This window comes from Paraburkholderia sp. BL25I1N1 (assembly GCF_003002025.1).
In the GTDB taxonomy this organism is placed as follows: domain Bacteria; phylum Pseudomonadota; class Gammaproteobacteria; order Burkholderiales; family Burkholderiaceae; genus Paraburkholderia.
Window position 1 is genome coordinate 43,254 of sequence record NZ_PVZB01000034.1, and the last position, 26,460, is coordinate 69,713.

Annotated in this window: 28 protein-coding genes and 12 pseudogenes; 25 read left to right on the forward strand and 15 right to left on the reverse strand. The window is 59.8% G+C overall.

Annotated features, from left to right (window positions below):
* Nucleotides 1–8 precede the first annotated feature (8 nt).
* From nifX to B0G73_RS41560, 8 genes are all read left to right on the forward strand, one after another.
* The gene (gene nifX / locus B0G73_RS35260; RefSeq protein ID WP_106285694.1) at nucleotides 9–422 is read left to right on the forward strand and encodes a nitrogen fixation protein NifX; all 414 of its coding nucleotides are present in this window, start codon (nucleotides 9–11) and stop codon (nucleotides 420–422) included.
* Nucleotides 415–900, forward strand: coding sequence for a NifX-associated nitrogen fixation protein (locus B0G73_RS35265; protein ID WP_106285695.1), 486 nt, complete (start codon nucleotides 415–417; stop codon nucleotides 898–900). Before nifX ends, B0G73_RS35265 begins: the two co-directional genes overlap by 8 nt.
* 23 nt (nucleotides 901–923) lie before the next feature.
* Entirely contained in the window at nucleotides 924–1,124 is a 201-nt protein-coding gene (locus B0G73_RS35270) for a CCE_0567 family metalloprotein (protein ID WP_106285696.1), read from the forward strand.
* Nucleotides 1,125–1,149: 25 nt separating this feature from the next.
* On the forward strand, nucleotides 1,150–1,467 hold the full coding sequence (gene fdxB, locus B0G73_RS35275; RefSeq protein ID WP_106285697.1) for a ferredoxin III, nif-specific: 318 nt from the start codon (nucleotides 1,150–1,152) through the stop codon (nucleotides 1,465–1,467).
* Between the two features lie 11 nt (nucleotides 1,468–1,478).
* Nucleotides 1,479–2,039, forward strand: a complete 561-nt coding sequence (locus tag B0G73_RS35280) for a nitrogen fixation protein NifQ (RefSeq protein ID WP_106285698.1) — start codon at nucleotides 1,479–1,481, stop codon at nucleotides 2,037–2,039.
* 298 nt (nucleotides 2,040–2,337) lie between these two features.
* A complete protein-coding gene (locus tag B0G73_RS40790; protein WP_243856886.1) occupies nucleotides 2,338–2,670 on the forward strand; it encodes a hypothetical protein in 333 nt (110 codons plus the stop codon).
* 53 nt (nucleotides 2,671–2,723) lie between these two features.
* The gene (locus B0G73_RS35290) at nucleotides 2,724–3,227 is read left to right on the forward strand and encodes a DUF2325 domain-containing protein (RefSeq protein WP_243856887.1); all 504 of its coding nucleotides are present in this window, start codon (nucleotides 2,724–2,726) and stop codon (nucleotides 3,225–3,227) included.
* 143 nt (nucleotides 3,228–3,370) lie between these two features.
* On the forward strand, nucleotides 3,371–3,553 hold the full coding sequence (locus B0G73_RS41560) for a hypothetical protein (protein ID WP_258194116.1): 183 nt from the start codon (nucleotides 3,371–3,373) through the stop codon (nucleotides 3,551–3,553).
* Nucleotides 3,554–3,633: 80 nt separating this feature from the next.
* On the opposite strand, the gene B0G73_RS35300 is transcribed toward B0G73_RS41560, so the two are convergent.
* From B0G73_RS35300 to B0G73_RS41985, 5 genes are all read right to left on the reverse strand, one after another.
* A complete protein-coding gene (locus B0G73_RS35300) occupies nucleotides 3,634–4,422 on the reverse strand; it encodes an ABC transporter permease (protein ID WP_106285700.1) in 789 nt (262 codons plus the stop codon).
* A 3-nt stretch (nucleotides 4,423–4,425) separates the two neighbouring features.
* A complete protein-coding gene (nodI, locus tag B0G73_RS35305; RefSeq protein WP_106285701.1) occupies nucleotides 4,426–5,340 on the reverse strand; it encodes a nodulation factor ABC transporter ATP-binding protein NodI in 915 nt (304 codons plus the stop codon).
* Between the two features lie 273 nt (nucleotides 5,341–5,613).
* The gene (nodC, locus tag B0G73_RS35310; protein WP_106285702.1) at nucleotides 5,614–6,972 is read right to left on the reverse strand and encodes a chitooligosaccharide synthase NodC; all 1,359 of its coding nucleotides are present in this window, start codon (nucleotides 6,970–6,972) and stop codon (nucleotides 5,614–5,616) included.
* Nucleotides 6,969–7,646, reverse strand: coding sequence for a chitooligosaccharide deacetylase NodB (gene nodB / locus B0G73_RS35315; protein WP_106285703.1), 678 nt, complete (start codon nucleotides 7,644–7,646; stop codon nucleotides 6,969–6,971). The genes nodC and nodB overlap by 4 nt, the downstream gene beginning before the upstream one ends.
* Complete coding sequence (locus B0G73_RS41985) at nucleotides 7,643–7,786, reverse strand: hypothetical protein (RefSeq protein ID WP_121325239.1); 144 nt, start codon at nucleotides 7,784–7,786, stop codon at nucleotides 7,643–7,645. The genes nodB and B0G73_RS41985 overlap by 4 nt, the downstream gene beginning before the upstream one ends.
* A 711-nt stretch (nucleotides 7,787–8,497) precedes the next feature.
* Between B0G73_RS41985 and B0G73_RS35320 the strand changes: the two genes are divergently transcribed.
* From B0G73_RS35320 to B0G73_RS35345, 8 genes and pseudogenes are all read left to right on the forward strand, one after another.
* Complete coding sequence (locus B0G73_RS35320; RefSeq protein WP_181196719.1) at nucleotides 8,498–8,833, forward strand: hypothetical protein; 336 nt, start codon at nucleotides 8,498–8,500, stop codon at nucleotides 8,831–8,833.
* Nucleotides 8,834–8,976: 143 nt separating this feature from the next.
* A complete protein-coding gene (locus B0G73_RS40985; protein WP_219907312.1) occupies nucleotides 8,977–9,225 on the forward strand; it encodes a recombinase family protein in 249 nt (82 codons plus the stop codon).
* Between the two features lie 20 nt (nucleotides 9,226–9,245).
* Nucleotides 9,246–10,661: a recombinase family protein gene (locus B0G73_RS35325; RefSeq protein WP_219907314.1), complete on the forward strand. Its 1,416-nt coding sequence runs from the start codon at nucleotides 9,246–9,248 to the stop codon at nucleotides 10,659–10,661.
* An 82-nt stretch (nucleotides 10,662–10,743) separates the two neighbouring features.
* Complete coding sequence (locus B0G73_RS35330; RefSeq protein WP_181196720.1) at nucleotides 10,744–11,304, forward strand: group II intron maturase-specific domain-containing protein; 561 nt, start codon at nucleotides 10,744–10,746, stop codon at nucleotides 11,302–11,304.
* Between the two features lie 79 nt (nucleotides 11,305–11,383).
* Nucleotides 11,384–11,712 (forward strand): annotated as a pseudogene (locus tag B0G73_RS41990) (IS3 family transposase); the annotation flags it as partial.
* Nucleotides 11,713–11,792: 80 nt separating this feature from the next.
* Nucleotides 11,793–12,170, forward strand: a pseudogene (locus B0G73_RS41995) (cytochrome P450); the annotation flags it as partial.
* Between the two features lie 13 nt (nucleotides 12,171–12,183).
* Nucleotides 12,184–12,315: pseudogene (locus B0G73_RS41570) on the forward strand (IS110 family transposase); the annotation flags it as partial.
* 467 nt (nucleotides 12,316–12,782) lie between these two features.
* Nucleotides 12,783–13,399, forward strand: a pseudogene (locus B0G73_RS35345) (IS5 family transposase); the annotation flags it as partial.
* 37 nt (nucleotides 13,400–13,436) lie between these two features.
* Here the strand turns inward: B0G73_RS35345 and B0G73_RS35350 are convergent.
* A pseudogene (locus B0G73_RS35350) lies at nucleotides 13,437–14,682 on the reverse strand (IS256 family transposase).
* 65 nt (nucleotides 14,683–14,747) lie between these two features.
* Between B0G73_RS35350 and B0G73_RS35355 the strand changes: the two are divergent.
* Nucleotides 14,748–14,948 (forward strand): annotated as a pseudogene (locus B0G73_RS35355) (transposase); the annotation flags it as partial.
* A gap of 546 nt (nucleotides 14,949–15,494) precedes the next feature.
* Here B0G73_RS35355 and B0G73_RS35365 read toward each other — a convergent pair.
* From B0G73_RS35365 to B0G73_RS35375, 3 pseudogenes are all read right to left on the reverse strand, one after another.
* Nucleotides 15,495–16,130 (reverse strand): annotated as a pseudogene (locus B0G73_RS35365) (electron transfer flavoprotein subunit alpha/FixB family protein); the annotation flags it as partial.
* Nucleotides 16,127–16,654: pseudogene (locus B0G73_RS35370) on the reverse strand (electron transfer flavoprotein subunit beta/FixA family protein); the annotation flags it as partial. The pseudogenes B0G73_RS35365 and B0G73_RS35370, both read right to left, overlap by 4 nt.
* 3 nt (nucleotides 16,655–16,657) lie before the next feature.
* A pseudogene (locus tag B0G73_RS35375) lies at nucleotides 16,658–17,106 on the reverse strand (transposase); the annotation flags it as partial.
* A 501-nt stretch (nucleotides 17,107–17,607) separates the two neighbouring features.
* On the opposite strand from B0G73_RS35375, the pseudogene nifB reads away from it, so the two are divergent.
* The 5 genes and pseudogenes from nifB to B0G73_RS35400 all read left to right on the forward strand — a co-directional run.
* Nucleotides 17,608–18,587, forward strand: a pseudogene (gene nifB, locus B0G73_RS42000) (nitrogenase cofactor biosynthesis protein NifB); the annotation flags it as partial.
* A gap of 15 nt (nucleotides 18,588–18,602) precedes the next feature.
* A complete protein-coding gene (locus B0G73_RS41810) occupies nucleotides 18,603–18,989 on the forward strand; it encodes a nitrogen fixation protein NifZ (protein ID WP_374956963.1) in 387 nt (128 codons plus the stop codon).
* Nucleotides 18,990–19,200: 211 nt separating this feature from the next.
* Nucleotides 19,201–19,419, forward strand: a complete 219-nt coding sequence (gene nifT, locus B0G73_RS35390) for a putative nitrogen fixation protein NifT (RefSeq protein WP_106285728.1) — start codon at nucleotides 19,201–19,203, stop codon at nucleotides 19,417–19,419.
* A 1-nt stretch (nucleotide 19,420) separates the two neighbouring features.
* Nucleotides 19,421–19,699, forward strand: coding sequence for a hypothetical protein (locus B0G73_RS35395; RefSeq protein ID WP_106285706.1), 279 nt, complete (start codon nucleotides 19,421–19,423; stop codon nucleotides 19,697–19,699).
* Nucleotides 19,689–20,127, forward strand: a pseudogene (locus B0G73_RS35400) (DegT/DnrJ/EryC1/StrS family aminotransferase); the annotation flags it as partial. The gene B0G73_RS35395 and the pseudogene B0G73_RS35400, both read left to right, overlap by 11 nt.
* A gap of 443 nt (nucleotides 20,128–20,570) precedes the next feature.
* Here the strand turns inward: B0G73_RS35400 and B0G73_RS35405 are convergent.
* Nucleotides 20,571–21,629 carry a GSU2403 family nucleotidyltransferase fold protein gene (locus tag B0G73_RS35405; RefSeq protein ID WP_106285707.1) on the reverse strand — a complete coding sequence of 353 codons (1,059 nt, stop codon included), beginning with the start codon at nucleotides 21,627–21,629 and terminating at the stop codon, nucleotides 20,571–20,573.
* Between the two features lie 265 nt (nucleotides 21,630–21,894).
* Between B0G73_RS35405 and B0G73_RS35410 the strand changes: the two genes are divergently transcribed.
* Nucleotides 21,895–22,179, forward strand: coding sequence for a CopG family ribbon-helix-helix protein (locus tag B0G73_RS35410; protein WP_106285708.1), 285 nt, complete (start codon nucleotides 21,895–21,897; stop codon nucleotides 22,177–22,179).
* Nucleotides 22,167–22,475 (forward strand): type II toxin-antitoxin system RelE/ParE family toxin, encoded by a 309-nt coding sequence (locus B0G73_RS35415; RefSeq protein ID WP_106285709.1) that lies wholly within the window; start codon nucleotides 22,167–22,169, stop codon nucleotides 22,473–22,475. The genes B0G73_RS35410 and B0G73_RS35415 overlap by 13 nt, the downstream gene beginning before the upstream one ends.
* A 180-nt stretch (nucleotides 22,476–22,655) precedes the next feature.
* Here the strand turns inward: B0G73_RS35415 and B0G73_RS35420 are convergent, their stop codons facing one another.
* The 5 genes and pseudogenes from B0G73_RS35420 to B0G73_RS35435 all read right to left on the reverse strand — a co-directional run bounded on the left by B0G73_RS35420 (nucleotide 22,656) and on the right by B0G73_RS35435 (nucleotide 26,251).
* Nucleotides 22,656–22,925, reverse strand: a complete 270-nt coding sequence (locus B0G73_RS35420; protein ID WP_106285710.1) for a DUF1488 family protein — start codon at nucleotides 22,923–22,925, stop codon at nucleotides 22,656–22,658.
* Nucleotides 22,926–23,389: 464 nt separating this feature from the next.
* Nucleotides 23,390–23,518: a hypothetical protein gene (locus B0G73_RS41585; RefSeq protein ID WP_258194117.1), complete on the reverse strand. Its 129-nt coding sequence runs from the start codon at nucleotides 23,516–23,518 to the stop codon at nucleotides 23,390–23,392.
* Between the two features lie 138 nt (nucleotides 23,519–23,656).
* Complete coding sequence (locus B0G73_RS35425) at nucleotides 23,657–23,986, reverse strand: helix-turn-helix domain-containing protein (protein ID WP_106285711.1); 330 nt, start codon at nucleotides 23,984–23,986, stop codon at nucleotides 23,657–23,659.
* The gene (locus tag B0G73_RS35430; RefSeq protein WP_106285712.1) at nucleotides 23,941–24,291 is read right to left on the reverse strand and encodes a type II toxin-antitoxin system RelE/ParE family toxin; all 351 of its coding nucleotides are present in this window, start codon (nucleotides 24,289–24,291) and stop codon (nucleotides 23,941–23,943) included. Before B0G73_RS35430 ends, B0G73_RS35425 begins: the two co-directional genes overlap by 46 nt.
* Nucleotides 24,292–24,770: 479 nt before the next feature.
* A pseudogene (locus B0G73_RS35435) lies at nucleotides 24,771–26,251 on the reverse strand (ISNCY family transposase).
* On the opposite strand from B0G73_RS35435, the gene B0G73_RS41590 reads away from it, so the two are divergent.
* Complete coding sequence (locus B0G73_RS41590) at nucleotides 26,193–26,327, forward strand: hypothetical protein (RefSeq protein ID WP_258194119.1); 135 nt, start codon at nucleotides 26,193–26,195, stop codon at nucleotides 26,325–26,327. The pseudogene B0G73_RS35435 and the gene B0G73_RS41590 sit on opposite strands and share 59 nt — an antisense overlap.
* Nucleotides 26,328–26,460: the final 133 nt, after the last annotated feature.

The window sequence follows — 26,460 nt, forward strand, 5'->3', positions numbered from 1 at the left end:
CACACAGCATGAAGATCGCGTTCGCCACCCAGGACAGGCAGTTCGTCGATGCGCATTTTGGCTGGGCGAGGAGCATCGTCACCTACAACGTCACACCGGACGGCTACCAGTTTGTCGAGGCGTTCGACTTTGGTGACAAGCTCGAAGAGGACGGCGACGAGGACAAGCTCGCGCCGAAGCTCGAAGCCGTCAAGGATTGCGCGATCCTGTACGTCGCCGCAATCGGCGGCTCGGCCGCGGCTCGAGTGGTTGCGCTGAAGATTCACCCGATCAAGGTGCCGCGGCCCGAGTCCATCGGGGAGATTCTCGGCAAGTTGCAACAGGTGCTGAAGGGCACGCCGCCGCCGTGGCTGCGCAAGGCGCTGGCGAAGGATGGCGAACGTGTATACGACTTTGAAGACGATGAGGTATCCCATGGCTGAATCATCCGCAATTCCGTCCAAGGCCAGCGACGAAATGCTGCTGGTCGCACCGTTCGTGCAGCAGCTCGTTAGGCAGTTGCGCGCGCAGGACACCCACGGCGTGTGGGACGGAAAGACCGACCTGCAACTGCTCAAGCCGTACATCCACACGCCGGAGGAACGCCGCGCGATTCCGATCATGGGCGACCCCGACCCCGAAACGCTGTGGCGGCTCGATCTTTTCTATAGCGCGATTGCGGTGGCGATCGAGCGTGAGACCGGCCACATGGTTTCGCCGATGATGAAGATGAGCCACGAGGGCTTCGGCCGCATGGTTTTGCTCGCGGGGCGGCTCGTTGTCGTCAACAAGCAGTTGCGCGACGTACACCGGTTCGGCTTCGCTTCGCTGGAGAAGCTCGCCGAGGCGGGCGCAAAGCTTCTCGACGAAGCGGTCGAGGTGATCCGGACGTACCCCGCCGTCGCACAGTACGGCGCCTGAAGGAATCGTGAGGGACCGAGACGATGAGCACCGATGCCGATGAACTCAAGGCGCACCTGAAGAAACTCAACGCGCAAGCGACCCAGGCGAAGTTGGACCTGCACGACCTCTCAGAGGAACTCCCGACCAACTGGGAGAACATTCTCGCTGTCGCCCAGCGCTGCCATGACGCCCACGCCGCGCTGATGACAGCCCGCACGGCTGCCGCTGCGGCAGCGGCCTGAACCAGCGAAGCCACGGAGCCACGTCATGAGCGATACCTTCAGCGTTACGCTGCCGAGCGGCGCCACCTGGACGCCGACCTTCGTCAACAGGCTCGACGAAGAAAAATGCATCGGTTGCGGACGCTGTTTCCGTGTCTGTCCGCGTGGCGTGCTGCAACTGGTCGGGCTTGACGAGGACGGCGCGCACATCGCGCTGGACGGCGACGGCGACGGCGACGGTGAAGACGACGAGTACGAGAAGAAGGTGATGACTATCGTGCATCGGGAACTGTGCGTCGGCTGCACCGCGTGCGCGAAGATCTGCCCGAAAAAGTGCTACACGCACGCGGCGGCCGTTCTCTGAGCGATGCCACGATGAACGCCTATGCAACCCTGATGGCGTGCGCGGTGGATGCGGGTGATCCCACCGTGCTGGCGCTGGCCGGCGTGCTGTCGAGCGGGTTCGAGCACCACGGCGTTGATGTGCTGCCGATGCCCGGACTGGACGCCGACCAGACGCGCCGGATGCTCGCGCGCTGGTTCCCGGGTGCCGGGCCGGCGCTCGGTCTTACGTACGTCTTGTCGCCCGCCACGATGCCGCGTGACGACGAACTCGAAGATCTGGTGGCGTTGCTCAATCACCATGCCGATCCGCGCGCCGGCCCGGCAGACGAGGCGAACTGCGTGGCCCATGCCTTGGCCTGCGCGAGCCTCGGGCAAAACCACCTTTGGCAAGACCTGCTTCTGCCGTCGCGGCGCGAGCTGTCCGCGTTGATTAGCCGTTGGTTTCCGCGGCTGGCCGCGAAGAATACGCATGACATGAAGTGGAAGAAGTTCTTCTACAAGCAACTGTGCGAGCGCGAGGGCCTGTTCATCTGCAAGGCGCCGAGTTGTGGCGTCTGTTCGGATCATGCGCTTTGCTTTGGAGCGGAGTAGGCAAAAATGCCCGGCTCGCGCCCCCCGTTGAGCAGGTGCGTCGCCGGTCCGCTTTGCCAGGCTTCTTCGGTAGATTCACAGTGAGAGGGCGCAGGACTTGCTTAAGCATGCTCATCGTTATCTATTCAGGCATTCAACCGAGAAATCGAACCACAAACCTTACACATCTATGGATTCGTTCCGACCTGCTGCGTCCCCGGGGCCCCGCCCTCGCTGTACGCCCTGCACCCGGGTCTGCTGCCTGACGCTGCAATGGCCCGTTGCGCAGTCGCAGCAGCAAGGGCAGCGCGCCCGAGCCTTGCCGCCCGCCTGCGTGCCCGCGCTGCCGCAATCGCTGCACCGGTTACTCGCGATCTGCGACGAAGCGGGGTTGCGCGATCTGGCGCTGTACCACTTGCAGCGGCTCAGGCTTATGCCGCTGTTTGCACGCCTCGATCACCGCTTCGATTGTGTCGCGTCGCGGGTGGCCGACTTCGTGGGCTGGGCGGAGCCGCTGTCCGAGCATCGGCTGGCGCCGCACGCTCGTCATGCCGGCCGGACGCGCTACACGTACGACACGGTGCGTAGCTGGTTTCTCACCCCGGCAGCGGGCGAACGGCTTGCGGGCCATGCCACGAGGCGCTCGCCATGAGACCCATGCCGCCTGCCGTTGCCGTAACGGTGCAATCCGAAGCGCAGCCCGTCATGAATCAGAACCGCGGCGCATGCCTTCCCGAAAGCAGTGCGAGCCTGTCGCTGGAGCGCGCGCGGGCACATGTCGCGACCCTGCAGCGCGAGTTGTTCGCGGTTGAGCAGGCGCTGCTCGACGGCCGCGCATTGACGCGCGCATTGAGCGGGCGTCGATGGGTTTATGTAGGCGGGCGGCCAAGCATCAACGCCGTGCTGCGTGCGCTGGTGGAAGCGGCCGGAGGCGAGTTCGTTCATCACACCGGGACCATCGACGACGATGGCCGTGCCGAAGGCTTCGCGGCTTTGCTGTCAGGCGCCTACCGGGTGCTGTGCCCATTGGATCTGATCGACCCGGACTCGCTGGTCGCGCTGCGGCGGTTGTGCGCGCGTCACCGCGCGCCGTGGTCCGCTTTGCGTTCGTCGAGCGTGACGAGCTTCATTGCGGGCGTGTTGCGGGCTCGGCCTGCCCAGCCGCACGGCGTGGTCGCAGCGTCGCGCTTCTGCCTGAGGCATGGCTGACGTCGTCATGACTTTACATAGCGCGAGATGTGGGCGCAAAACTGCCTTTGACGTGGTCTTTCCACGAGAGGGCCGGCCATGTCGGACTCCGCACAACGCTACGGCCTTTTCCTCAACGTCGAGAACCCCGACGGCGACGCGCGATGCGCCTGACGCAAACCGTTCGTAATGCGCCTGCCGCCCAGACGTTCGGCTACCACGAGGTGTGGCTCGCCGAGCATAACTACAGGTCGTACGCGAACAGCAGCGCGCTGGCGCTGCTGTTCGGCCACATCGCGACTCGCTTCCGTTGCATATCGGGCTGCGGGGATATTGTCGGCGCATAAGGCGCGTGCGCGGATGCACGAAGCGTTCGCGTTGATATGACATGGTGATTTCCCACTCATTCGTACTGGCCATCGCAGCATTAAGACATGAGGCGTCGACGTAACAGCGCGACTGACAGGAAGAACGGCAACACCGTGCAAATGCAGAGAGCGCCAATATGCAGGGCAGCATAGCTCACCGGGCGTCCGAGCATCGGGGGACGGATAAGGTCGACGGAATGTGCCAGCGGTAAGAAGCGCGCTACGTCGCAAAAAACGGCAGGTAGCTTACTGATCGGGAAGATCACGCCGCTCAGGAGCACCATGGGCGTGAGGACGAGCGTTTGATAGAACACGAAGTAATCGTGACTGGGTGCAAGCGCCGCGAGGATCATCGCCAGACTCGCGAAGGCGAGGCCGGTCAGGGCGATGGCAGGCGATGCGTAGAGAATGGATGACCACGCGGCATAACCCAGCACGGTGGCTACCACCATGACGGCAATGCCGGCAAAAAAGGCCCTGGTGGCGGCCCATGCCAGTTCACCGAGAACGATATCGCCGAGCGTGAGCTGTGTACAGAGGATCGCTTCCCACATGCGCTGAACATGCATGCGAGAGAAAGCTGCGTAAATCGTTTCGAAGGTCGCGGAGGTCATTGAGCTCGTCGCGACCATACCCGCCGCGAGAAACGCGATATAAGATGCGCCATCGACGCGACCTACCATTATCCCGAAACCAAAGCCGAGGCCGAACAGATAAATCATAGGATCGGCAAGGTTACCGAGAATCGAGGCAAACGCGACTTTTTTCCATGCCAGATAGTTGTGACGCCACACTGCAACCCAGTTCCACACGTTCGCGGGCAGGGTTGCTGCATAAAAGTCTCTCATCGTTCACTCCTTTATCCCGCGCTTGGTTAACTGCAAAAAGGCATCCTCGAGGTTTGCTGGACGCTGTAAAAGGCGCAGCGCCGTGCGCCCGCGCAACTGTATGCACACCCGTTCCGGATCGGACACATAGCAGAAAAGGGCCTCCCCACTAACCTCGATACGCTGCGCGTGCGGCGCGATCAACGTGCGCAGCTCATGCGGATTGCCGCCGTGGATCTCGACCACGTGGCTCCCGATCTGTTCTGCGATCAGCGCGCGAGGCCCGCCTTCGGCGATCTTTCGCCCCTCCTCCAGCACACACAGTCGGTCGCACAGCCGCTCGGCCTCTTCCATGAGATGGGTGGTCAAGAGGATCGTCTTGCCGCGCGCCAACAGTGAACGCAGGCTTTCCCAGATCAGGTGGCGCGCATGAGGGTCGAGACCTGTTGTAGGCTCGTCCATGACCAACAACTGTGGATCGTTGATCAGCGCGCGTGCCAGCATTAGCCGCCGCTTCATGCCGCCGGATAGTTCGGTGACGCGCGCATCGACCTTGCTTTCGAGGCGGGCGAATTCGAGCAGCGACGGCACGATCGCTTCAATTTCACGTGTGCTCATGCCGAAGTAGCGGCCAAACACCAGAAGGTTCTCGCGCACGGTGAACCCGGGCTCGAGGTTGTCGAATTGTGGCACCACGCCAATGCGCATACGTGCCGAGCGAGCGCGCGCCGGCACTGGCTCCCCGAGCACGATGATCTTGCCTGCGTCGGGCGGCACCATGCCGAGCACCATACGCACCGTCGTGCTCTTGCCCGCGCCATTTGGCCCTAGCAGACCGAAACACTCTCCAGGCGCGACGCTGAACGACAATCCGTCGACTACGATCTTGTCGCCATATGACTTCCTTACGCTGGCGAAGCTGATTGCTGCTTTGGACATGGGGATAAGAAGGAAAATTACGCGCTCGTCTTAGAGAAAAAGAAGCCGTTCTGCTGCCGCGGCCCGATTGAAAACGCCCTGGCCGATAGAAGATCGTCGCTTGCCATGCGGAAGAGTTACTGACAATGGAGTACTAGGATTCCGGTGAATGCACTCGCGTTGGGAAGACGGCAATTGAGCCATTGCGTGAGACGATCGCACTCAAGCGGACGACTGCCGACGGTGAGCGATTCTGGGGTGGCGCAATATTCGAGATCCTATATGTCCGGTTAACTAATTGCCATCGGATGCTTCGTCAAAAGTTGCTAATGTTGAAGACTCACACGCGTGATCCGGTCGACGGTGCGGAGTCGCAGCGCTTGACGCTGAAGTCACGTTCGGCTTTGTAACCGGATCCGGAGTCTCGAGCTGTTTTTCTCGAACGTTCGATACGTTGCCTGCAGAGCCACGGGACAGCCAATCGCTATTGCTCAATGTGCACAGCGCATAGGCTTTCAGCGGGAGCAAGAGAAAGAGGTTAATAGGTGTGTGAAGAGAAAAGCCAAGAAATCGAATCTGGCGAGCGCGAACCGATGCCACGCTACAGCGGATCATGGTCAATGATGCGATTATCAGGGCAGTCCACCACGGCACTGTCGCTGTCAATGCGAGCTGCGCGAGCCCCGCTAGGACCGAAAAGGCGAGAAATAGCGAGCCCAGATTCAGTCCGATCACGTCCAGCGTAAGGTAGCGATCGAGACAGGGCAGCAGGCGCAGCGAAAGCAACGTGTCCCGATAAGTACTGCGCGCCCAGCGCAGTTGTTGGCGCAGATACGCCCCCAGTCTGTCCGGAACGACTGTCGCCGCAATGGCGTCCGGAACGTACTCGGTCCGATAACCTGCGGTCAGCATGAGAATTGTGAGATGGCGGTCCTCGCCGAAGTCGCTCCGCTTCCCGCGAAAAAATTGTGTCTCGTACTGGTCTAATAGCAAAAGAAGCACGGACCGTCGGTATATGGTACATGGACCGCAGCAACACATAACGGCGCCGAAGCGAGCCTGGGCCGCGCGTTCTTCGTTGCAAGCCAACCAGTACTCCATATCGATCAGGCGGGTCAGCCAGGTGTCGCTCCGGTTGCTGGCCGTCAACTGCCCCATGGCGGCGCCTATCGTCCTATCTCGCATTGTCAATACAAGCTTCTTGACGACATCGGGTGCCAGCGTCGTGTCCGAGTCGACGTTGAGTACCAGTTCCCCGGATGAAGAGCGTATCGCGGCGATCTGTGCCTTGCGCTTTCCCATATTTTGGGGAAGCGCAATGAAGTTGAATCTCGGGTCGCGCGTGTACGCATCGTATACCGGCCTCACGGCGTCGAGATTGCCAGAGCCGTCGTCGACCACATAGACCCGCAGTTTTCCGGCGTAGTCCTGGTTTGCAATGGACTCCAGGCACGCCGAGAGCGTGCTCGGTCGCTCGTTAAAGCACGGCACGATGACGTCCACGTCCGGCAGAAAGTTGGAGTCGGCGGCATTGGGCGACTTCGCCGGACCACTCGTCGGTAGGCCATGGAGGGCCTGTGCGCTTTTGTAAACAGTCGAGAGTAGTGTATACAACAAAACTGCGGCAGTGTTGATTGTGGCAATGGCATTCATAGATGTCGGTTTGGCCAGTGTGGTTGGGGTAGCGAGCTGATTACAAATCCGCAGTCATGCAGTTCTGGAATCAGGCGGGAAAGCGCCATGAGGGTCTGGTCGCGCAGCCCAGCATGACAGCACCGTCCTGACTCGCCGGGAGGACATCCGTCGTGCAAGAGCACAATTGCGCCAGGCCGGACAGAGGCCAGCACTGCGCTGACAATCGCATCGACGCCGGGGCGAGACCAGTCACGCGGGTCGACCGACCAGTCAAGAGCCGCCAGCCCCGCCTTTGCCGTTTCAACGACCACTTCGTCCGTCCATATTCCGTAAGGGGCACGCATATGCCGAACTGTGGCCTGGGGACACGCCATCCGGATGATCCTGTTCGCGTCCAATATTTCGCGTCGTACTTCATCAGGTTCGCATCCAGACAAATCCGGATGAGTCATCGTGTGATTGGCAATCTCGTGTCCGTCCGCGATCATTCGCTGGATCAGCTTCGGGTGGTCCTCTACGTACGCACCGATGACGCAGAACGTTGCTGGCACCCGGTGTTCTGCCAGCACATCGAGGACGTCCGGTGTGCAAAGTGGATTAGGGCCGTCGTCAAACGTCAAGTAGACGTCGCGACGTCCGGCGCGATCGTGGCACTCGTCGCGCGCCTCGGATACGCAATCGAGGACCTTCACAGATCTGGCCCGTTTCGTTCAATTATCGAGCCAGTAGGCGGCTCCACGGTCGATCGTCCCATCCGGAAGGCCGCGACGGGCACGGTTTCGGTAAGCTTAGGTGGCGTGTCGAGAGATACATCCGAAAGTGTGGGCATCATGGAGACATACCTAAATCTGTCGTACTACTTAGGTTTATAAATATGAAGTATTCGATCAATCAACTTCGATTTCCATTTCCGCGACGACGGGTTTCACTGTGCAACACACCAATTGATTTGTAAAATCGATTGTGTTTATACCTTTCATCTATAACGTGGATACGTTGAGAAATGCGTTTTACAGTAAGTGGATGAAATGGATGTTAGATCTTGCCCAACCCAAATGATCGTTGGGCGTGTGTGCAGTTCGCGATGACCGTCCCGACGGTGTCGGACAGAATCGCGCAGATGGTAGCCAAACGATATCTGAAACCCGTCGAGAAGCCGGTGTTTCAGTAGGATGGCTAAGGATATCGTCCTGGCCGGTCGGCGCATTAAGCACTTTCGGCTGCACGGCAGCGATGCTGGCGTTACGCTTGGGTGCTCGATCTCGACATCGAGGGGTTCTTGACCATGTTGATCACGAACTCATGATGGAAGCGGTGCGGCAGCATGCTCGTTGCACATGGGTGGAGCTGTACGTGGAACGCTGGTTTAAGGCGCCAGTGATGAGGGGGCAGGAAATGGTGTCGCGGACGCAGGGCACGCCGCAAGGTGGTGTCGTCACGCCATGGACGCAAAAGATAACTTTGAGTTTGAGCGGCAGATTCCGCTGTGCCGGTCCGATTCAGTCCTTGATTTGCGTCACAAGAAGTAATATAAAAATGTCATATGTCGCGCTCAACTCTCTCCGAAAGGGCTCAGCGTTTGAATGCCGCCTTTCATCTGCTTGCCGATGGTCGCAGCCTCAACGAGGCCGCCGAAGCCATGGCCGAGCAGCATATGATTTCGCGGCGCCAGGCCTACCGTTACCTGCAGGAGGCGCAGCACCTGTCGTCTCCAGTGGCCGTGGCCGTGGCCGAGCCCACCATTCCCATCACGCTCAAGGTTCCTGCGGCCGTTGCTGTCACATTGCGGGCATATGCGCAGGCCAATGATTTAACGATGGGCGAAACGCTCACGCGTGCTGTCTGTGCTTTGCTAACGACGGCAGGCGGGCGTGGCTGATCGACGTCCACGCAGTCGGCACGTTGACCTGGAATATACGTTTGACCGCCTGCTGGCAAGGAAGCTCGAGCAGGCCTATGACATCCTGGTGCCGGATCGTGTGCGCCGCACTGGCGAGCAAACTGGACTGAGTGGAGAAACTGATGAAGGTTGCCGCGATCTACGCCCGGGTGTCGTCCGATCAACAGAAGGAGGAGAAGACCATCGCCAGTCAGACGGCGGCGCTGGTGGAGTTTGCCCGAAGCGAAGGCTACAGCGTTCCGGATGAGTGGGTCTTCCAGGACGAAGGCTACAGCGGTGCAAGCCTGGTGAGGCCCGGACTGGAGCGGGTACGCGACCTGGCGGCGGCGGGCGAGATTCAGGCGGTACTGGCGCTCGCCCCGATCGCCTGAGCCGCAAATATGCCTACCAGGTGTTGCTCATTGAGGAATTGGCCCGTCACGGGGTGGCAGTGATATTCATCAAGGCGCCGCACTCGGGTACGCCGGAAGATCAGTTGCTGTTGCAGTTCCAGGGCATGATCGCCGAGTACGAACGGGCCCAGATCCTCGAACGCTCGCGGCGAGGCAAGCGACACCGTGCGAAGCAAGGTGAGGTCAGCGTGTTGAGTGGCGCGCCCTACGGTTACCGCTACGAACGCAAGAGCGACGAGCAGGCCGCGGACTATACGGTGATCGCCGCCGAAGCGCAGGTGGTCCGCCAGATCTACGAGCTATATACCGTGGCGGGGCTGAGCATCGGTGCTGTCACACGCCGGTTGAACGAACTGGGGGTACCTACCAGAAAGGGCGCAGCACGCTGGGAGCGCTCCACTGTTTGGGCCATCCTTCGCAATCCTGCCTATCGTGGAATGGCCTGCTTCGGCAAGACCCAACAGGCCGCGCGAGAACGCACCAACAATCGGACGTTGCGCCAGCGCGGCGGCCTGCCGGCTCGCAACAGTGCCAATCACGAACTGCCGCGTGATCAATGGATCGAAATTCCGGTTCCTGCCTTGATCGACCCGGATACGTTCGCCTTGGCGCAGGAGCGCCTGGAAAGCAACAGGAAGCACGCTTCGCGTCGAACGCTCGAACCCAGCATTCTCCAGGGCCTTGTGCACTGCCGCCAGTGCGGCTACGCCTTGTACCGGACCTCGACACGCAGTAGCGCGCGCAAGATCTCCTACTACCGCTGCCTGGGCGCTGACGCCTGGCGCTATGACGGCCACGCCAGGTGTGAGCAGCGCCCCATCCGGCTGGATCTGCTGGAGCACATCGTGTGGTCCGAAATTGTGCGCCTGCTGGAGGATCCCGCGCTCATCCAGACCGAATTGAATCGGCGCCTTGAGACGGCGCGCAATTCAAGTCCGGCCAAGCGGCAGCAGGACCGCGTCACGCAGGATCTGGCGCAAGCGCAGAAACGTATGGACCGGTTGCTCACCGCGTACCAGGAGGACCTGCTTTCGCTGAACGAGTTGCGGCGGCGCATGCCTGCGCTGCGGCAACGCGAGCAGAGTCTTCAGGAGGAACTACGCGGGCTCAGTGCCCAGTTGGTCGACCAGGCGGCTTACCTACGCCTGGCGGAAACGCTAACGGCGTTCCTGGGGCGTTTGCGTAGCAGTGCCGCCACCCTTGATGTTCAGGACCGTCAGCGCATCACAAGACTGCTCGTCAAGGAGGTGGTGGTTGCCGATGACAGCATCACCATTCGCCATTCGATTCCCACCGCCACGCGACCCGCCGGCGGAAATGGAGGCGCCTCTCGCCTGCCTGGATCTCCGCACGCCGCTCACGCCGACCAAAGTTACCTTTTGCGTCCATGGCGTGGTCAGCCCGGTACTGTTTAATCTCTATATGCATTATGCCTTTGATACCTCGATGGCGAGGCACTTTCCGGATACGTCCTTCGTGCGGTAGGCCGACGATGGATTGGTCCACTGTAAAAGCGAAGCCGAAGCCAGACGGTTGCATGCGGCAATCGGTGCGCGTCTAAAGGCCTGTGGCCCGGAATTGCGTCCTGAGAAGTCGAGGATCGTGTACTGCCGGAATGGGTATCGCAAGAAGGACTATCCCAACACGAGCCTTGACTTTCTCGGATACACCTTCCGCGGTCGGCTGGCCAAAAGCAAGCGCGGCATTTACTTCGACAGCTTCAGTCCTGCGCTCAGTAGCAAGGCCGCGAAACGCATCCGCGAGCAAATGCGGGTGTGGAGTATCGGCCGCTGGACGGATGCTGCGTTCGAAGATATTGCACAGTGGGTCAATTCCACCTTGCGAGGATGGTGGAATTACTACGCGGCGTTCTATATGAGCGTGTTCAAGCGTGTGATAGGCCACCTCAACGACATTCTGGCGAAATGGGCGGTGCGGAAGTACCGCCGTTTCAAGCGAAGTCGCGCTAGGGCCCGGATATGGCTCAGGCGATTGGTGGAACGTGCCCCGGGCGTCCTGTACCACTGGAAGCTGGGGGTATTGCCATCGGCTGGATGACAAGAGCCGCATGAACCGAGAGGTTCACGTACGTGATCTGTGAGGGCTCGGCGGGGAAGTTCCGCCGGGCTACTCGACACTTCGCCAAGGAGTCGATGTGAAGTACGCGTTCATCGAGCGCTATCGACGCCACTGGCCGGTCTCGGTGCTATGCGAAGTGCTGGGAGTCAGTCCAAGCGGATATCAGCAGCGCCGGCAACGCACTGCACAGAGGCCAAGCCGCCCCGGGGCCGCGTGAGTAACGACGCACTGCTCGCAAACCTCAAGGCGATTCACACGCAGACCAAGGGAGAGTACGGCTGGCCTCGCATGTGGAAGGAACTGCTCACGCAAGGCGTGCGCGTGGGCAAAGAGCTGGTTCGCAAGCTGACGGCGCAGCATGGCATTCGAGCCCGCCACAAGCGCAAGTAAATTGCGACGACGAACTCGAACCATCAATGGCGTGGTTCCGGCGCCGTGCTGACGCCGGCGTAATTATGCATAGAGACCGGGGCAGCTATTACGTGATCATCGCCGCAGCAGGACATGATACGGTTTCGTCGTCCATATCGGTCGCGATGTGGGCGTTGAACCGCTTCCCTGAGCTATTGCCGCGACTACAGGCGGATCGTTCGCTGATTCCGCAGTTTATCGATGAAACCCTTCGCTACGCATCGCCGGTGCGTCATTTCATGCGCACAGCGACTGCCGACACCAACGTCCGGGGTCGGACAATCCGCAAGGGCGATTGGCTGATGCTCCGCTATGGCTCGGCAAATCGTGACGAGCAAGTCTCCCCTGAGCCGTTCGCATTCAATTTCGACCGCAAACCGAACCGGCATCTCGCTTTCAGCGTCGGCGCCCACGTGTGCCTGGGTCAGCATCTCCGGTACCGGCAAGCGGATGCGGCGCATCGGTATCGTCGCGCTCGCACGCCGTCTGGCGATCGCCCTGTGGCGTTATCTCGAGTACGGCGAGATCCCCGTTGGCGCGATACTCAAGCCGCGCGACGTCAACACCGTGAGGGCCTGAATGATTGAATGACGTCGGATGCAGCAACAGCATCTAAAGGTCAACGCGCCCGAAACACGCTCGGGCTACCCACTGCGGGAGGCCGTTTCCCTAGATGGGGCGCCGTCGGTAACAGGGTAGCTCCAGCGCTTCGCGCACGCGGCATGAGGTGACCGGCCTGTCAGGTCGGCACGGATAGAAGGTCGACCCGGCACTGACCGGCCAACAGATACCCTGACCTGAATGACATTGACATGCCAGGCTGCAACAAGGCTTACGCGATGAGCGTCGGTACCGTCCTTCACGCACCGGTCTTTAGCGCCAGCCTGCGTCTGGTCATGGTAAGTGATCGCGCAGGCTGGCGGTAGAGACCGAACAAGGAGGCTTACATCGCATAACAGAATGTTTATCGTGAACCGGGCTTGACTTTCAGTTCCCCATAGAAGAGCGTGTTAGGAACTTTGAGCGCGACCTGGTATCCTAGAGGAATGAAAAAGGCAGACCGCAAAGGGTATCCAACTGATGTGTCGGACGAAGAATGGAGTTTCGCGGCACCGTATCTGACGTTGATGGACGTCGAGGCGCCCCAGCGCAAATACGAGCTGCGCGACATGTTTGACGCATTGCGCTGGATGGCTCGTGCCGGCGCGCCGTGGAGGATGCTGCCCAATGATTTTCCACCGTGGGAACTGGTGTATCAGCAAACTCAACGTTGGTTGCAGGCCGGCTGCTTCGAGAGCATGGTGAGCGACCTGCGCTCGCTGATACGCCTGGCCCTAGCCGTCGGGGACAGCCCAGTGCGGTCATTCTCGATGGGCGCACGATACAGTCGACCTGCGAGAGCGGCCCGCGTGCGGGCTATGACGGTTATAAGCGCAAACGCCGCAGCAAGGTACACATTGCGGTGGACATAATGCGACAGTTGCTGGCGGTACACGTGACACCAGCCAATGAACAGGAAGGCGCGGAGGTAGCAGAGCTTGCGCGCCAGGTCCAGCAGGTAACGAGGCGCACGGTTAAGGTGGTCTTGGCCGACAAGGGATACACGGGTAAAGAGCCAGCGCAGGCAGCACTGGACGAAGACATTGAACTGCAGGTGATCAAACGGGGGTGTCCGGAATTTTGTGTAAACGGGTTGAGGTTTAACCCGGCACCAGCCGCTCTTCGAACTGGATCGTGAAGCGGTTCAGTGCGGCCTTCCAGTCGCGGATCGGCATCGTCCACTTCTTGCTGATGTTGTTCAGGGCCAGGTAAAACAGCTTGGTGACGGCCTCATCGGTCGGGAACGAGCTGCGGGTCTTGATCACCTTGCGCAGGCTCATGTTGATCGATTCTATGGCATTCGTGGTGTAAATCACCTTCCTGATCTCCGGTGGGTAATCGAAGAACGGAATCACACGTGCCCAGTTGCGTCGCCAGCTCTGTCCGATGGACGGATAGTCCTTGTCCCACCTGGCCTCGAAGGCGCCCAGCATCTGTTCGGCCAGTTCGAGGGTCGATGAAGTGTAAATCGTCTTCAGGTCGGCGGCGACTTCCTGCTGCATTTTCCACGGCACGAAGTTCAGACTGTTGCGCACCATATGCACGATGCACAGTTGCACGGCCGCTTTTGGGTAGACCGCTTCGATGGCTTCAGGAAAGCCTTTAAGCCCGTCGACGCAGGCGATAAAGATGTCCTGCACGCCGCGCGTCTTCAGTGACCACCTGCAGCCAGAACTTGGCCCCCTCGGTCTGGGCGATCCACAGGCCCAGGACTTCCTTGTGGCCGGCCATGTTCACGCCGATGGCCAGGTACACCGCCTTGGTCCGCACCGCGCCGCTGTCGCGCGCTTTGACGTGAATGCAGTCGAGATAGACAATCGGATAAAGCACGTCGAGCGCACGGGCCTGCCAGACCTTCACCTCATCACTGACGGCGTCGGTGACCGCCGAGACCAGCGTCGGCGAGACCTCCGTGCCGTACATTTCTTCCAGGTGCCCCTGGATCTCGCGCACGCTCAGGCCACGCGCATACAGCGAAATGATCTTGTCATCGAAGCCCGTCCAGCGCGTCTGATGGCGCTCCACCAGCTTCGGCTCGAACGCCCCCTGACGGTCGCGCGGGATATTGAGCGGCAACTCGCCAAACTCCCCCTGCAGCGTCTTGGCGCTATGGCCATTACGGGTGTTGCCCGTGGCATTGGTCACCGTTTCGCTTTTGCCATGGCCCAGGTGTTCGGACATCTCCGTCTCTAACGCACGCTCCACCAGCATCTTGGTAAGCTGCTTGAGCAGGCCGTTCTCGCCTATCAGGTCTTCCGGCTTCTGGTAATTCGCCAGCAGGCTGTCTGCCAGCTTGACGAGTTCAGCATCGGGTTTCTCTCTTTTATTGCGTTTCGCTACGGTCATCTATGCTCCTGTTGCTGGCAGTCTCCTGCCAAATGACCGTTTACACAAAACTTTTTACACCCTCGATCAAACTCGAGGAGACGAAAAAAGTCTTTGTACTGCTGCCCCGGCGATGGGTGGTCGAGTGCAGCTTTGGCTGGCTCAACCGCTTCCGCCGTCTCGCACGTGACTATGAGCGGCTACCCGAAACTCTCGCCGGGCTTCATTTCGTCGTCTTCCCAATGCTCATGCTCGTCCATGCCGTGCCAGTACTTCAAAGTTCCTAACACGCTCTAACGTGAAACAACCCGCGAAGTGTGATTTCGACAGGATGAACTTGAGTCAACTCGCGGACATCAGGCATGAAGTCGCCCCTTGCAGAACTACTGATCGCCCTGTCAATTGCCCTCACATCATATAAGGCCATGCCGAATTGATGGTGCAACTCCACACGTGTCGCTGAGGTCAATAGCGCGCCGAACCTGAGGGCAGTTGTCTCTGTAATGGTCGACCTGACGAAGCTGCGCACGCATGGAGTGGGAGCACACCGGACGCGTGATGCGATTTGCTCCAGCGTATCAACCAGCTCTTTCTACTTTACTCCCCGTACACCATTTCCGACTTTAGCTCTGCGCCAGCGGTGTTGATCAAACGGAAAAATGAAGTAGTCGCGCACGTTTGAGCGGTTCGGGCTGGTCGCGGAGGCCAACTTCCGGCACTCATCCTTTTTCGGCCAGTAACTCGTGCGAAAAATAGTGTCCCAGATGGTCGTAAAGAACCCATAGTTTCGGTGCCGAAGATGCAGTTCCAATCGCCTTCGTCGTTGGCAACGTTACGTTCTCGCCGCCGCAACCCGTCTGCGCCTGCGGCATCACCATCACTCGTGGGCGCACCGCCGCCACCTGCGGGCGGTATGCGAGCGTCATGATCGCATAGAGCAGCGAGCCGCCGAAAGGCGGCCGTGTGGCCGCCAGTGCGCGCGAGGCCGGGTCAATGTTCAACTCAGTGCAGTCGGCGGTGAGGCCCCTCAAGAGCGTCGTTGCGACAGATCGGGCGAGATCCCGGCCCATTGAGGTTGCACCGAGCAGCAGAATCTCGGGGCGGTACTTGTTGACCAGGTCGGTCAGCCCCTTCGTGAACGGTTTGTTGCGATAGCCGAGCGACACAGGGTCGTGAATCACATACGCTTTGTCCGCGCCGAAACTGAACGCCTCACTGGCAAACTGCTCAAGCGGCTCGTCGGTACCGCCGAGCACGGCCACAGCGACACGACTGCCGACTTTGTCGGCGGGCTTGCGCGCCTCACCGAGCAGCTCCCACGACACGCTATGCACGTGGCCGTGGTCGTGCTCGAGAAAGACCCAGACACCCTGGTAGGCTTTCAGATGTTCGGGCAGATCGAGGTTACGGCCGGCGGCCCGTTTGACCGGCGCGGACGGCTTCTTTTCAGAGGCAGCGGGCGAGTTCATGAGGCCCTCTTCATCAACAGGTCCGCCTCCAATGTCGGATGGCGAGCAAATATCTTGTGCACGAGTTTCAGCGACACGTCGCGCAGACTGGACGCGTCCAATTCGAGCATCTCGGCCTTTTCGTCGCGCGGCGTCGGCGCGAACACTTTGCTGACCACGGTAGGTGAACCTTTCAGCCCGACCTTGCTCACGTCCTCAATGCCGGCCTGCTCGCGATTCCATTTGCGCACCGGGAATCCAGCCGCGTGGATCATCGCGGGCAGTGTCGCGAAGCGCAGCTCGTTCGTATTCTCGAGCATCGTCACGAGACAGGGCAGTGCGGTTTTCAATACTTGCACACCGCCTTCGGCGCGGCGCTCGACTACGATCGTGCGCGCGTCGAGGTCAGTCTCGACGATCCGGGATACATACGTGAGCAACTGGACGCCCAATCGCATCGCGATAGCGGGGCCGACCTGGGCAGTGTCGCCATCGATGGTCTGCTTGCCGGCGAAGATGATGTCCACTGCCTGTGCATTTGCAATCCCCCATGTCTGAATCAGCGTACCGACCACCGAGAAATGCTCTCTCGACAGGAGACCCCGTTTGTCGGACAGGCCCATGACTTCAGTAAAGAGCGCTTCCACGACTTCATGCTCCAGCAACCGGTCGCGGTTCTTCGAGAACACCGAGTGGTCCCACGCGTCGTCCTCGATCGCCAGTCCGACGAACCAGCGGAACAGCAGGTTGTAGCGCATCTGTTCCATCACCATGCGTTCGCTACGCACGAGTAGAACACCTGCAGCAGCAACGCCCTCAGCAGCTTCTCGGGTGCAATCGAAGCCCGGCCGGTGTCGGCATAGATGACGTTAAACAGCCCGTTGAGCCGTCTCAACGCGTCATTCACCAGCAGCCGGACCGGTCGCAGCGAGTGATCCGCCGGGACGAAATCCTCCAGCTTGACCGTCGTAAACAGGGGTTCCTGCATCTCATCCATTCCGCGCATTGCATCCACTGCCAAAGTTAATGAACGCGATATCCATAACGGCTGTCCCTCAAACCCCGCTTACACGGGACGTTGTGCCAAGCGAGCATCTACAGTCGGAGCACAATTTGCGGGATGTTGACCGGCACAATGTCGGGTTATGGCGGTGCATCGTCCGATTGTTCGTGTCGCGAATGTCCCGTTCCGGACAATGCGGCCGCGCTGGAGGCGGCTCGATCGGTTCCATCCGCTGGCGGACAGAATGTCGCACATGTTCGCTTGACGCACACTCGCGATAATCAGTTAAACAAAAAAATTTGGACATGAAACGTGGAGCGCGTGACTTTTGTTGTAACAGCGACGCATAGGGCGTGGTTGTCGGGCTTGGGGGCCGACGCACGACAACAGAACTTATCGGATATCGCGGGACTCGCGCATTAGCGGAGCTCGAGTGAGTGGCATGGATCTCGCTATTGCGTATTGCGCCGCCACTTTTGGTTGCAGGGAGATATCATGCAAGACTGCGCGAACGCCAGCACGCCGCCCTCGACTGCCTATATCGGCGTTCGGCAGGCACTGCCCTTGGTGTCGACCGTAGACGCATCTGTCCGGGGCGGCGGCTGTGATTCATACGGCGGCACAGGCAAATCGAGCTGCGGTCCGTCCGACGCGCCCGAGAGCATGTCGGCAGAAGTATGGGAAAAGATCAGTAATCACCCAGGTTATTCGGAAGAAGCGCATCGCGATTATGCGCGCATGCACGTAGCGGTGGCACCCGCCTGCAAAATCCAATGCAACTACTGGAGCCGCAAGTATGACTGTTCGAACGAGTCGCGGCCAGGCGTCGTGTCGGAGAAACGGGCGCCGGAGCAGCCGTGAAAAAGGTGACGACCGTCGCGGCCCGGATTCCGCAGTTGACCGTGCTCGGCATTGCGGGTCCCGGGGACTCGCTAGCCAATCCGAAGAAAACGTTCGACACGTTCCGTATGCTTCGCGAGCGCGCTCCGGACGTTAAGCTATGCCTGTCAACGAATGGTATCGCGTTGCCGGACTTTGTCGACGAGATCTGCAAAAACAGCATTGTTTGCGTGACAATCACCATCAACATGGTCGATCCCGTCGTCGGCGAAAAGATCTATCCGTGGATTTTCTGGGACCACCGACGAATCACGGGCAAGGAGGCCGCGCGCTTCCTTCACGCGCGGCACATGGAGGGGCTGGAGATACTGACTGCGCGTGGTGTACTGACGAAGATCAACTCGGTGTTGATCCCGGGCATCAACGACGAACTCCTGATCGAGGTAAATCGCGAGGTAAAGAGGCGAGGCGCGTTCCTGCACAACATCATGCCGATGATCTCAGACCCAGAGCATGGCACGTATTTCGGCCTGCACGGCCAGCGCGGCCCCACTGCGCGCGAGCTGAAGGCCGGGCATGACGCCTGCAAGGGCGGCGCGAACTTGACGCGCCATTGCCGGCAGTGCCGTGCGGATGATCGCCCGCTCCCGATCAGCAACGACGGTACGTACACCGGTAAGGCCATGGGTGAGCTGCTCTTGAGCAAAGGCGACGTGGGCTACGTCACCGGAATCGACACGTTCCTGCAGCGGTTCTACATCTATGCGGTTCACTTTGTCGAACGCGATCATTGCGTCGGCATGCGCGCGAAGGAACTATGTACGCTCGACCACCGTTCGCAAGACGTGCTCGCGCGGTTGGGTGAGCGCGCTCCATGGAGAATGCGCGTGGTGCCACTGCACGACGTTTGCAACGACGGTGGCTATCCCGGACGGGGCGAATGCGAGCGTCTTGTGAGGGCCGGCGCGCTCGGCGGGATCGCCAATGTGGGGCGTGTGATCGAGACCGGGCGAACCGGTGTACCTCGTCGAGTTTGATGGGCAGGCGTCGGCTGCACTGAGGACGAAATTGATGCTGCCGCGCTGCGACCATTGCTCGAGAAAGACGAGTTCTGCCTATGAAAGTCCATGTGTTCGTCGCTGGACGTTCGTCGCCCGGCGGGCCGGCGCCTTTTGCTCGCGCCGCTAGTTCGAAGCGATGCACGTACCTGCGGCGCAAATTTTTGCAACCAACCCAGGAGGTCTCAACGTGAAACTCATAATTCGAAAGGACAGAAAAGGCATTCTCGGCGCCTACGTGACGAAGAAGGATCTGGATGAGCCGATCGTCTGCATCGCTCAGGCGCAGACGTGGAGCGGGCTCATTATGCTCTCAATCGGCTGGCGGTTCCAGGTGCCAGAGATGGCTGCCGACACTACGCTTCCGGTCACTGTAGAAGCGTGGCGCGTGGCGGGCGGGCACGACTGACATGGCGCTCACAGCAAATCAGATTTGTGTGATAGCCCAGTTGATTCTCAACGAACCGACGCTGCTGGAAGCCGCGGCAAGTTGGCGAAAGCGCTATCCCGACGTGCGTGTCATGCGGATCGGCGCGGTCGAACTGCGCAATGAAAAGCCGGTTCTCGAGTTTCGTGGCCGCCGCGTCTATCTCGCGACGTCGACAGGGTTTTGCGTGTCTGTGACGGCACAGGCAAGTGAGGCCGATATGCTCATCGTGGCCGAGGAGGAAGCCTGCGATGGCGACTGACCAAATCACACTTAGCGAGCCAGCCTGCGGGGCGCGAGAGAGCGAACTCGTCCATGCAGTACTGCAATGTTCGCCTTGGAGCGATGGACCAATGCTCGATTCGTTTGAGGCTGCCTTGCCGGCTGGAGCGACCGCGCCCACGCGGTGGCCGTGGCGACGGCACGTTCGGCACCTGGATTGTGCTGCGTGCGCTCGGCATCGGCCCGGGCGACGAAGTTATCTGCGCGTCGCACACGTGGCATCAGGTCGCGCACGCGATCACCCTAACAGACACGGCACCGGTGTTTGCCGATATTGATTACTGGAGCGGCTGCCTCGACGTGGCAAAGGTACAGCGGAAGATCGGTAAGCGCACGCGCGCAATTCTCGCTGGCAATGCCAACGGGCATTCGGCGGCCTGGGGACCGTTGCGCGAGCTTGCCGCCGCCCTCGTTGATTGCGAACATTGAGAAATAATTCGTTGCAGGCGGCTTCGAATTTCCTTCCCACATCAACAGCCCTACCGGAAGGATTACGTCAGTGTTAGGCCAGCATGGTTTCATCGGTCTGCTAAAGGGGTTCTCGATTCAAGGGATGGAACGTCAAAAGTTGCGGCGGCATTCGAGTGTAATGACAAATCGGGCGGGACCCGGGATTCACGAAACCTGCTTTTATGTCTGAGTTTCACAAGCTCGCGATTTGAATGAGGCGTGAGTCAGCGGATTTCATAGGGGCCGGCAGCGAAGCGGAAGCTGCAAAGAGGCGGATGTACAGCTGCAGCCCATCCTATTCGTCAAGACCTCGAACATCTGGCGCAAACGGGGGCGTTCATGTAGACATAAAAGAGAATCGAAGATTAATTGATTCGACATGACATGACATCGACACCGCGCTAGTCCGCGAGCGCCTCTCGCACTTCGTCGAGGGCTGCCGGATGCGCTTCAAGCAGCCTTTCGAGCGGCGCGACTGCACGCTTGACGCGACTGCGCGCACTGGCCGGGAGCGCTTCGCACGCATCTTCAATACTGCCGGGATGATGCTCACCGAGAAAGCCGATGACAACGGCAGCCTGCTGCAGATCCTTGAGAGACTTCGTGTTGTCGTTCGTGCGCAACTGGGAGACGAGCAGCTTGTGTACGGCAAACCGGTTGGCGTCTGGCACGCGTACCGGCACTGCACCGTGGCGCGAGAGCAGCACGCCGTTCTGCGAGGTTCCAAGGACGTAGGCAAGGTAGGGGAGGCCGGCGGCGTGCGCCTTAAGTTCGGGTACTGGCCGGATTGTAAAATTCTCGTCGGCCGACGGCACAAGCAGGTCAACATGAAAACGCGACGCTCCCGCCTCCTTGAAGGACGTTGCTGGCGCCGATCGGTCGAGCCCTGGCACCTCGACAAACCGGATGCCCGTCTGCTTGAGGATTTCGAGAAGTCCGCCGGCCGGAATATCGGAGAGCGCGAGCTGCTCGCGTCGCGCGATGTCGATGTCCTCGGTGTGATAGCTTGCCGCGCGGATGCCGAGCCGGTTCAGGATCACGCCGTACGCGTGGGAGCCGACCAGCGTGCCGCCCGCGGCAAACACGCCGTGGTTGAACAGTGCGCCAACGGTCGCATAGGTCTTCGCATCGGCTACGCCGAAGTTGAGCTTGGCGAGTTCGCGCACGGTCTTGATCACAGCCTTGACCTCGTCGATACGGTTCTGCACCGATTGTTTGAGCGTGTCCGCCTCTGGCGAGCCGACAGGCCCCGCGAGATACGCCTGCCGCTGCCGGCCGTCGCCATCGAGATACTGACGCGCGTAGTACTCAGCCTCGCCTTTGCGGTGCTGGACGATGGTCCCGGGTGCACCGATGAAAACCTTATCCTGTATCTGCGCGACGCGTTCGAGGTCGGCGTACATCGCATGTAGCGCAGTCTCGTGAAGGGTGTAGAGGGATCCAGTTGCAGAGATGACCATGGTTATCTCAGTAGTTTTTTATAAATTACTGAGAATAATACTCTATACCAGGCAAGCCGGTATCAGTAGTTTTTCGGAAACTACTGATACCGGCTCAGCCCGTCCGACACGACTCCTTTCAAACCGGAGCAATCTTCGGATACGGTATTTGACATAATTAGGTATGTCCCTGTTTTTGGTTCCCTGCTTGGGTTTGGACAAGGGCGTGCACTGGCAAACTTGAGAGAGTATGATGTAGCACAGATGTGACACATGAGAGGCCTCTATGTCTACCACCACGCTCCGCCTTCCGCCGGAACTCCGCGATCGGATCTCCAGACTAGCTGAAGAATCGGGGACTACAGCCCACAGCTTCATGCTGGAGGCGATTGCGGAGAGGGTCACCAGCGAAGAACTGCGTCGCGAATTTCTCACTGAGGGTAACGACCGCCTCGCAAACATGCTGGAGAACGGCCTCGGAATTGAGTGGGCCGACATGCGTGATTACATAGGCCAGCGGGCCGCAGGGCACGATCCGGGAACACCGAAGGTCAAGCGATGGCGCGAATAGTTCTGGCGCCTGAAGTTCGCGATGATTTTGAGCGGATCTTTGACTTCCTGTTTGAACACAACGCGGCGAGCGCCGCAAAACACATTGACGATATCGTTCGCGCGCTAGACATCCTTCAGACGAGTCCTCAGATTGGACGGCCTGTTAGTGGCCCCGATGCGATGCGCGAGCTGGTCATTTCGAATGGCGCGCATGGCTATCTTGCGCTGTATCGTTTTGTGGCTGAGCTGGACGTTGTGCTGGTGGTCGCTATTCGCAGCCAGAAGGAGTTGCGATATCGGCGTCACGCCAACTGAACGGCAGTGACAGCTTTGGCGCCGGCTAGATACGTTAGATGTGACTGCCCGGGTCAGCCGGTAAGGGACCGCGTCAATTTGACATAAGATAAATGATCAACATTTGAACGGTCGTGCTTTTTTGTGTGTCGTGGAGATGCCGCATCCGGCGTGCGGGAGCCTTCGTCACTTAACTTCCGGCTACCGGGTGACGAAGTCGTTGACGGCCAGCCACAGCGACGTGTGGGGCCGCGCAAGCAGCTTTCTTTGTGCGAGCGCCGCAATGCGGTTGCGACCGTTTTCAAAGGTCCTGAGTGTGCGCGCCGCGTCGGCGCCACGCGGTAGCCAGAAGTGCTGCTCGAGTGCGTCACGCGCAACAGCGCCTTCGACCTCACGGCCGCGAACCGACAGCGTGAAAACCACGGCGCGTCCATCTGGCGAGACGGCGGCTGCGTGATCAGGAACTTCCATAACGTGCCTCGACAGAATCGTTCGCGGTCTTCTCTATTTGTACCTGCGCCGCGCAACAATCAATCTACCAGAAGTCAGCTGGTGCTAACCGTCGACGGACGAACGATCCAGCTGTACCCGGCGCCCGTGAACGACGATCGCCAGCGGGAATTGAGTGCCAGACCAGACCTCATCGGGACCAGCCCTGCAGGCGGTTTCGGGTTTGACGTTTGCGCAGCTGGAACAGACAGTTAGTTGCGTATTAGAAGATAAAGGCTCCTCGGTACGGTGAGCTTTTTCAGGAACATCAACGACCATTTGCACCGCCGGGTTACCTCGGCTTGTTGCACTGAAACCCGAAATCTCTAGCGCCCCGGATTTGCGGAAAAATCACGTGTCCTTGTTTGCTTTTACTGCAGTGAGGGGCCCCGTAGCGTGCTGATGACGAGCTTCCGCGCAGGGTCAGGCAACCACACCCGAACGACTTACCTTTGCATCAACTCAGGCGGCAACCGGCCGCCGCGCGCAATAATGATGTATTCCAGAGCCGCGATCGACTCCGCAAGCATCCGACCGATCTGGATGTCCTCGCCGGGCAGCGCGGCGTGGCGCATGTCAGCTAGCCAGTCGGTGAGCGTGCGCTCCGGACGTGGACCGTACCACCTCGCGGTAGATGCCGCGCATGAAGCACAAACGTAGCCGGGTGGATCCCGGAGAGCATCGCCAAGCCTCACCGGCTCGGCGCCTGCGGGTCACGCATGCGACTCGAACACGACTTCGACGCGTCCGGCTTTCGTGGAGCGGCGTGCTGGCCCGACGACGATTCGCACGTTGCGTCCGAGCTTCGCAAGGCACTCAAGCATCTTTGCCTCGCTGATTCCGCGAAACTGACCACGCAGCATGTTCGATAGTTTCGGCTGCGTCATTCCGAGTACTTCGGCGGCCCAAATCTGCGTCCATTTCCGGGCCTTGATGATTTCCTCAATCTTCGTTGCGAGTTGCGCCTTTACCAGCATTTCGTCAGCATCAGGCACGCCTAAATCGGCATACACATTACCGCTGCTTTCTTCGATCCCGACCATTTTGCGACTCCTTTCGCATGATCCTCGGCCGCCTTCAATCGGCTCCGAATGACGTCCATGTCCGGCTTCGGCGTTGCGATGCCGTGCGCGGACTTCTTCTGGAAACAATGCAGCACATAGACGCTTCCCGCCAACTTCACCGTGTACACCGCGCGGTATGTGCCGCCTTCGGCCGATTCCACAACCTCGATAACGCCCGCCGATCCAAAGCCCGATAGCGGCTTCGCGGCCGCGTGTTTTGATCCTGCCTGCGCCAGATGCAGCGCATATCCAAATGTGTCCTTGACGGCCTCGGGCATCGCCATCAAATCCTTCCTGGCGGATCCGACCCAGTGCAGCTTTTTTGGCTTTTTCTCTATGCACGAAATTATATCTATATGGGTATAATTTCGCGAGCGCGCTGCCCCGACCTGCTCGCCGAACGGCAGTACCCGGCAAACCGGGGGTGCCGTCAAGAGTCGGCCGTTTGCGTACGCTGACGGCCAAAACCATCAGATTTAGGCATTGGGCGTTGATGCAAAGGTGCCAACTAACGGCGAAATCGACTTTATTGTGACTCCCTTTGCGCAGGTCCCTGACGTCCGGCTGAAGTACGCTCCAACTGGACGGCTCACTGAATTGTGAGGCAGCGTACGGCCGCGGTAAAACACGACATCTGTATCTTGCTAGAACACGACATTCTCATATTGCCGCTACATCACTGTCAAAGCCAGATTCAAATGTCCGCTTTCCGGCTAAGTTGAAATGTCCGGGTTTAAGGGGTTTGTTTCTAACGCCTTTTGTCTCACACATTGTTGAAGGACGACGCCTGAACTGGCAGGGCGCTTACGTCTGCGTCGATCACCTTTGCAGACCGAGGGCCAGGTTTGCGTGGTTGTTGCATTTGCCGCTGCTGCGACTGTGCCAGAATCACACCATTGATATCGGCCTGCGTGAACTCGCGCTGTTTCTTCTTGCCTGGCGAGCGGCTTTGGACCCGGGTCGGCACGCCCAGGTGGGTTCGCGAAGGCGCTTTTCCGATCCGGCTGTTATCGCGTTGAGCCTGGATCACCTGCGAGACCTGAAGCACGTGACCCAGCCGCTTGTGCTCAACGACCGCGCCCTGGTCAACTTCGGTCAGCCGGTCGTACTGTCTGCATGACAGTACATGACCATCGGCGCGGAGTTCGATACGCCCGTCCGGGTACTCCCAGACCTCGATATGCCGGCCGATCAGTTTGCGGTGCTCGGGCGTGTCGTTCAGCAGATACGTGACGCGGTCATACCGCACCGTCAACGACTTGCTCACCTTGCGCGGCTCGCGCCACGTGAACACCAGATCAAGATTCTCGTCAGCCCTGAGTGGGCGGTGAGCATCGAATCCGCTCTTTGGTGGCTTCGCGAAGCGCGCGTTGTAATTTGCCATGAAGGCAGGCGCATACGCATTGGCTCCGGCAGCCGTGCTGATGCCACGCAACCGCAATTCTTTTACGAGCCGGTCCTGCAACGTCAGGTGTGCCCGTTCGACGCGCCCCTTTGCGGGGCTACTGTTCGCGCAGAACGTGTCGATGTTCAGCTCGTACATCGCCCGGCCGAAATGGGTCACACTGTTGCCATCCTTGTTCGCACCCGTCTTGCGAAACACGCTGTACTTGTCGCTGTAGAACGCGACGGGCTTGCCGTGGCGCCCGATGTACGCGCGCGTCGCCTCGAAGTAGCTGAAGGTCGACTCGGTCGCCGTGAAATGCAGCATCATCAGCTGGCTGGTCGCATCGTCGACGTACACCAGCAGCGAGCAGGCCGGCGCCCGTTCCTCGAACCACCGGTGATCGCTGCCATCGATCTGGATCAGCTCGCCCAGACACGCGCGCCGCGCACGCGGCTGGTAAATCTTCGGTGGCCGCTGCCGCCGGGGCACCCACAGACCTGCGTCCGTCATCAGGCGCCTGACCGTCTCCTTGGCAAGGCGGATGCCGTGCGATTCGTACAGCTTCTCGCACGCCAGCGTCGGTCCGAAATCGGCATAGCGGTCACGGATGATCGACAGGCCTGATCCGCCTTCACTGGATCCAGCCGGTTGTTGCTGGGCTTCGCGCGCCGGCGCGATACGAGACCTTCCGGCCCATGCTCGCACAACCGGTCAACGAGGCGGCGAACCTGCCGCGTCGTCAGCCTGAGCCGTTCTGCCGCGCGCCACGGCTTGAGCTTGCCGTCGGCGACGTCCTGAATGACCTTGAACCTGTCCAGTTCGCGCATCGTCATTGTTATCCGTTCGGTCGCAGCCATTAACGCCTCCCGCGCCGGAACGCCGGCGGCGGGTCAGCTTACGCTGCGAAAAAAGCGGACATTTGAACTTGGCTAAAAGCGGACATTACAACTTAGCTTCTACAATCACGAAAAGTGATCACTTTAATTATGTCAAATTAGAGCGCGGGCAGAACGCAGGCGGTCTAATCAGCCGGTGAAGCGATTCGGCTCGCTTGAATCGACGCATC

Coding starts and splice junctions, on each gene's coding strand:
- fdxB (WP_106285697.1), top strand. CDS start 1,150: ATGAGCGATACCTTCAGCGTTACGCTGCCGAGCGGCGCCACCTGGACG.
- B0G73_RS41585 (WP_258194117.1), bottom strand. CDS start 23,518: ATGCGCCACGCCGCGCTGCCCGGCGAGGACATCCAGATCGGTCGGATG.
- B0G73_RS41985 (WP_121325239.1), bottom strand. CDS start 7,786: ATGATGCCCACACTTTCGGATGTATCTCTCGACACGCCACCTAAGCTT.
- B0G73_RS35290 (WP_243856887.1), top strand. CDS start 2,724: ATGAATCAGAACCGCGGCGCATGCCTTCCCGAAAGCAGTGCGAGCCTG.
- B0G73_RS35405 (WP_106285707.1), bottom strand. CDS start 21,629: ATGGTCATCTCTGCAACTGGATCCCTCTACACCCTTCACGAGACTGCG.
- B0G73_RS35410 (WP_106285708.1), top strand. CDS start 21,895: ATGTCTACCACCACGCTCCGCCTTCCGCCGGAACTCCGCGATCGGATC.
- B0G73_RS40985 (WP_219907312.1), top strand. CDS start 8,977: ATGAAGGTTGCCGCGATCTACGCCCGGGTGTCGTCCGATCAACAGAAG.
- B0G73_RS35425 (WP_106285711.1), bottom strand. CDS start 23,986: ATGGTCGGGATCGAAGAAAGCAGCGGTAATGTGTATGCCGATTTAGGC.
- B0G73_RS41590 (WP_258194119.1), top strand. CDS start 26,193: ATGACCTTGAACCTGTCCAGTTCGCGCATCGTCATTGTTATCCGTTCG.
- nodC (WP_106285702.1), bottom strand. CDS start 6,972: ATGAATGCCATTGCCACAATCAACACTGCCGCAGTTTTGTTGTATACA.
- B0G73_RS35300 (WP_106285700.1), bottom strand. CDS start 4,422: ATGAGAGACTTTTATGCAGCAACCCTGCCCGCGAACGTGTGGAACTGG.
- B0G73_RS41560 (WP_258194116.1), top strand. CDS start 3,371: ATGCGCCTGACGCAAACCGTTCGTAATGCGCCTGCCGCCCAGACGTTC.
- B0G73_RS35395 (WP_106285706.1), top strand. CDS start 19,421: ATGGCGCTCACAGCAAATCAGATTTGTGTGATAGCCCAGTTGATTCTC.
- B0G73_RS35430 (WP_106285712.1), bottom strand. CDS start 24,291: ATGGCGATGCCCGAGGCCGTCAAGGACACATTTGGATATGCGCTGCAT.
- B0G73_RS35280 (WP_106285698.1), top strand. CDS start 1,479: ATGAACGCCTATGCAACCCTGATGGCGTGCGCGGTGGATGCGGGTGAT.
- B0G73_RS35265 (WP_106285695.1), top strand. CDS start 415: ATGGCTGAATCATCCGCAATTCCGTCCAAGGCCAGCGACGAAATGCTG.
- B0G73_RS35270 (WP_106285696.1), top strand. CDS start 924: ATGAGCACCGATGCCGATGAACTCAAGGCGCACCTGAAGAAACTCAAC.
- B0G73_RS35420 (WP_106285710.1), bottom strand. CDS start 22,925: ATGGAAGTTCCTGATCACGCAGCCGCCGTCTCGCCAGATGGACGCGCC.
- B0G73_RS35415 (WP_106285709.1), top strand. CDS start 22,167: ATGGCGCGAATAGTTCTGGCGCCTGAAGTTCGCGATGATTTTGAGCGG.
- nodI (WP_106285701.1), bottom strand. CDS start 5,340: ATGTCCAAAGCAGCAATCAGCTTCGCCAGCGTAAGGAAGTCATATGGC.
- B0G73_RS35320 (WP_181196719.1), top strand. CDS start 8,498: ATGTCGCGCTCAACTCTCTCCGAAAGGGCTCAGCGTTTGAATGCCGCC.
- nifX (WP_106285694.1), top strand. CDS start 9: ATGAAGATCGCGTTCGCCACCCAGGACAGGCAGTTCGTCGATGCGCAT.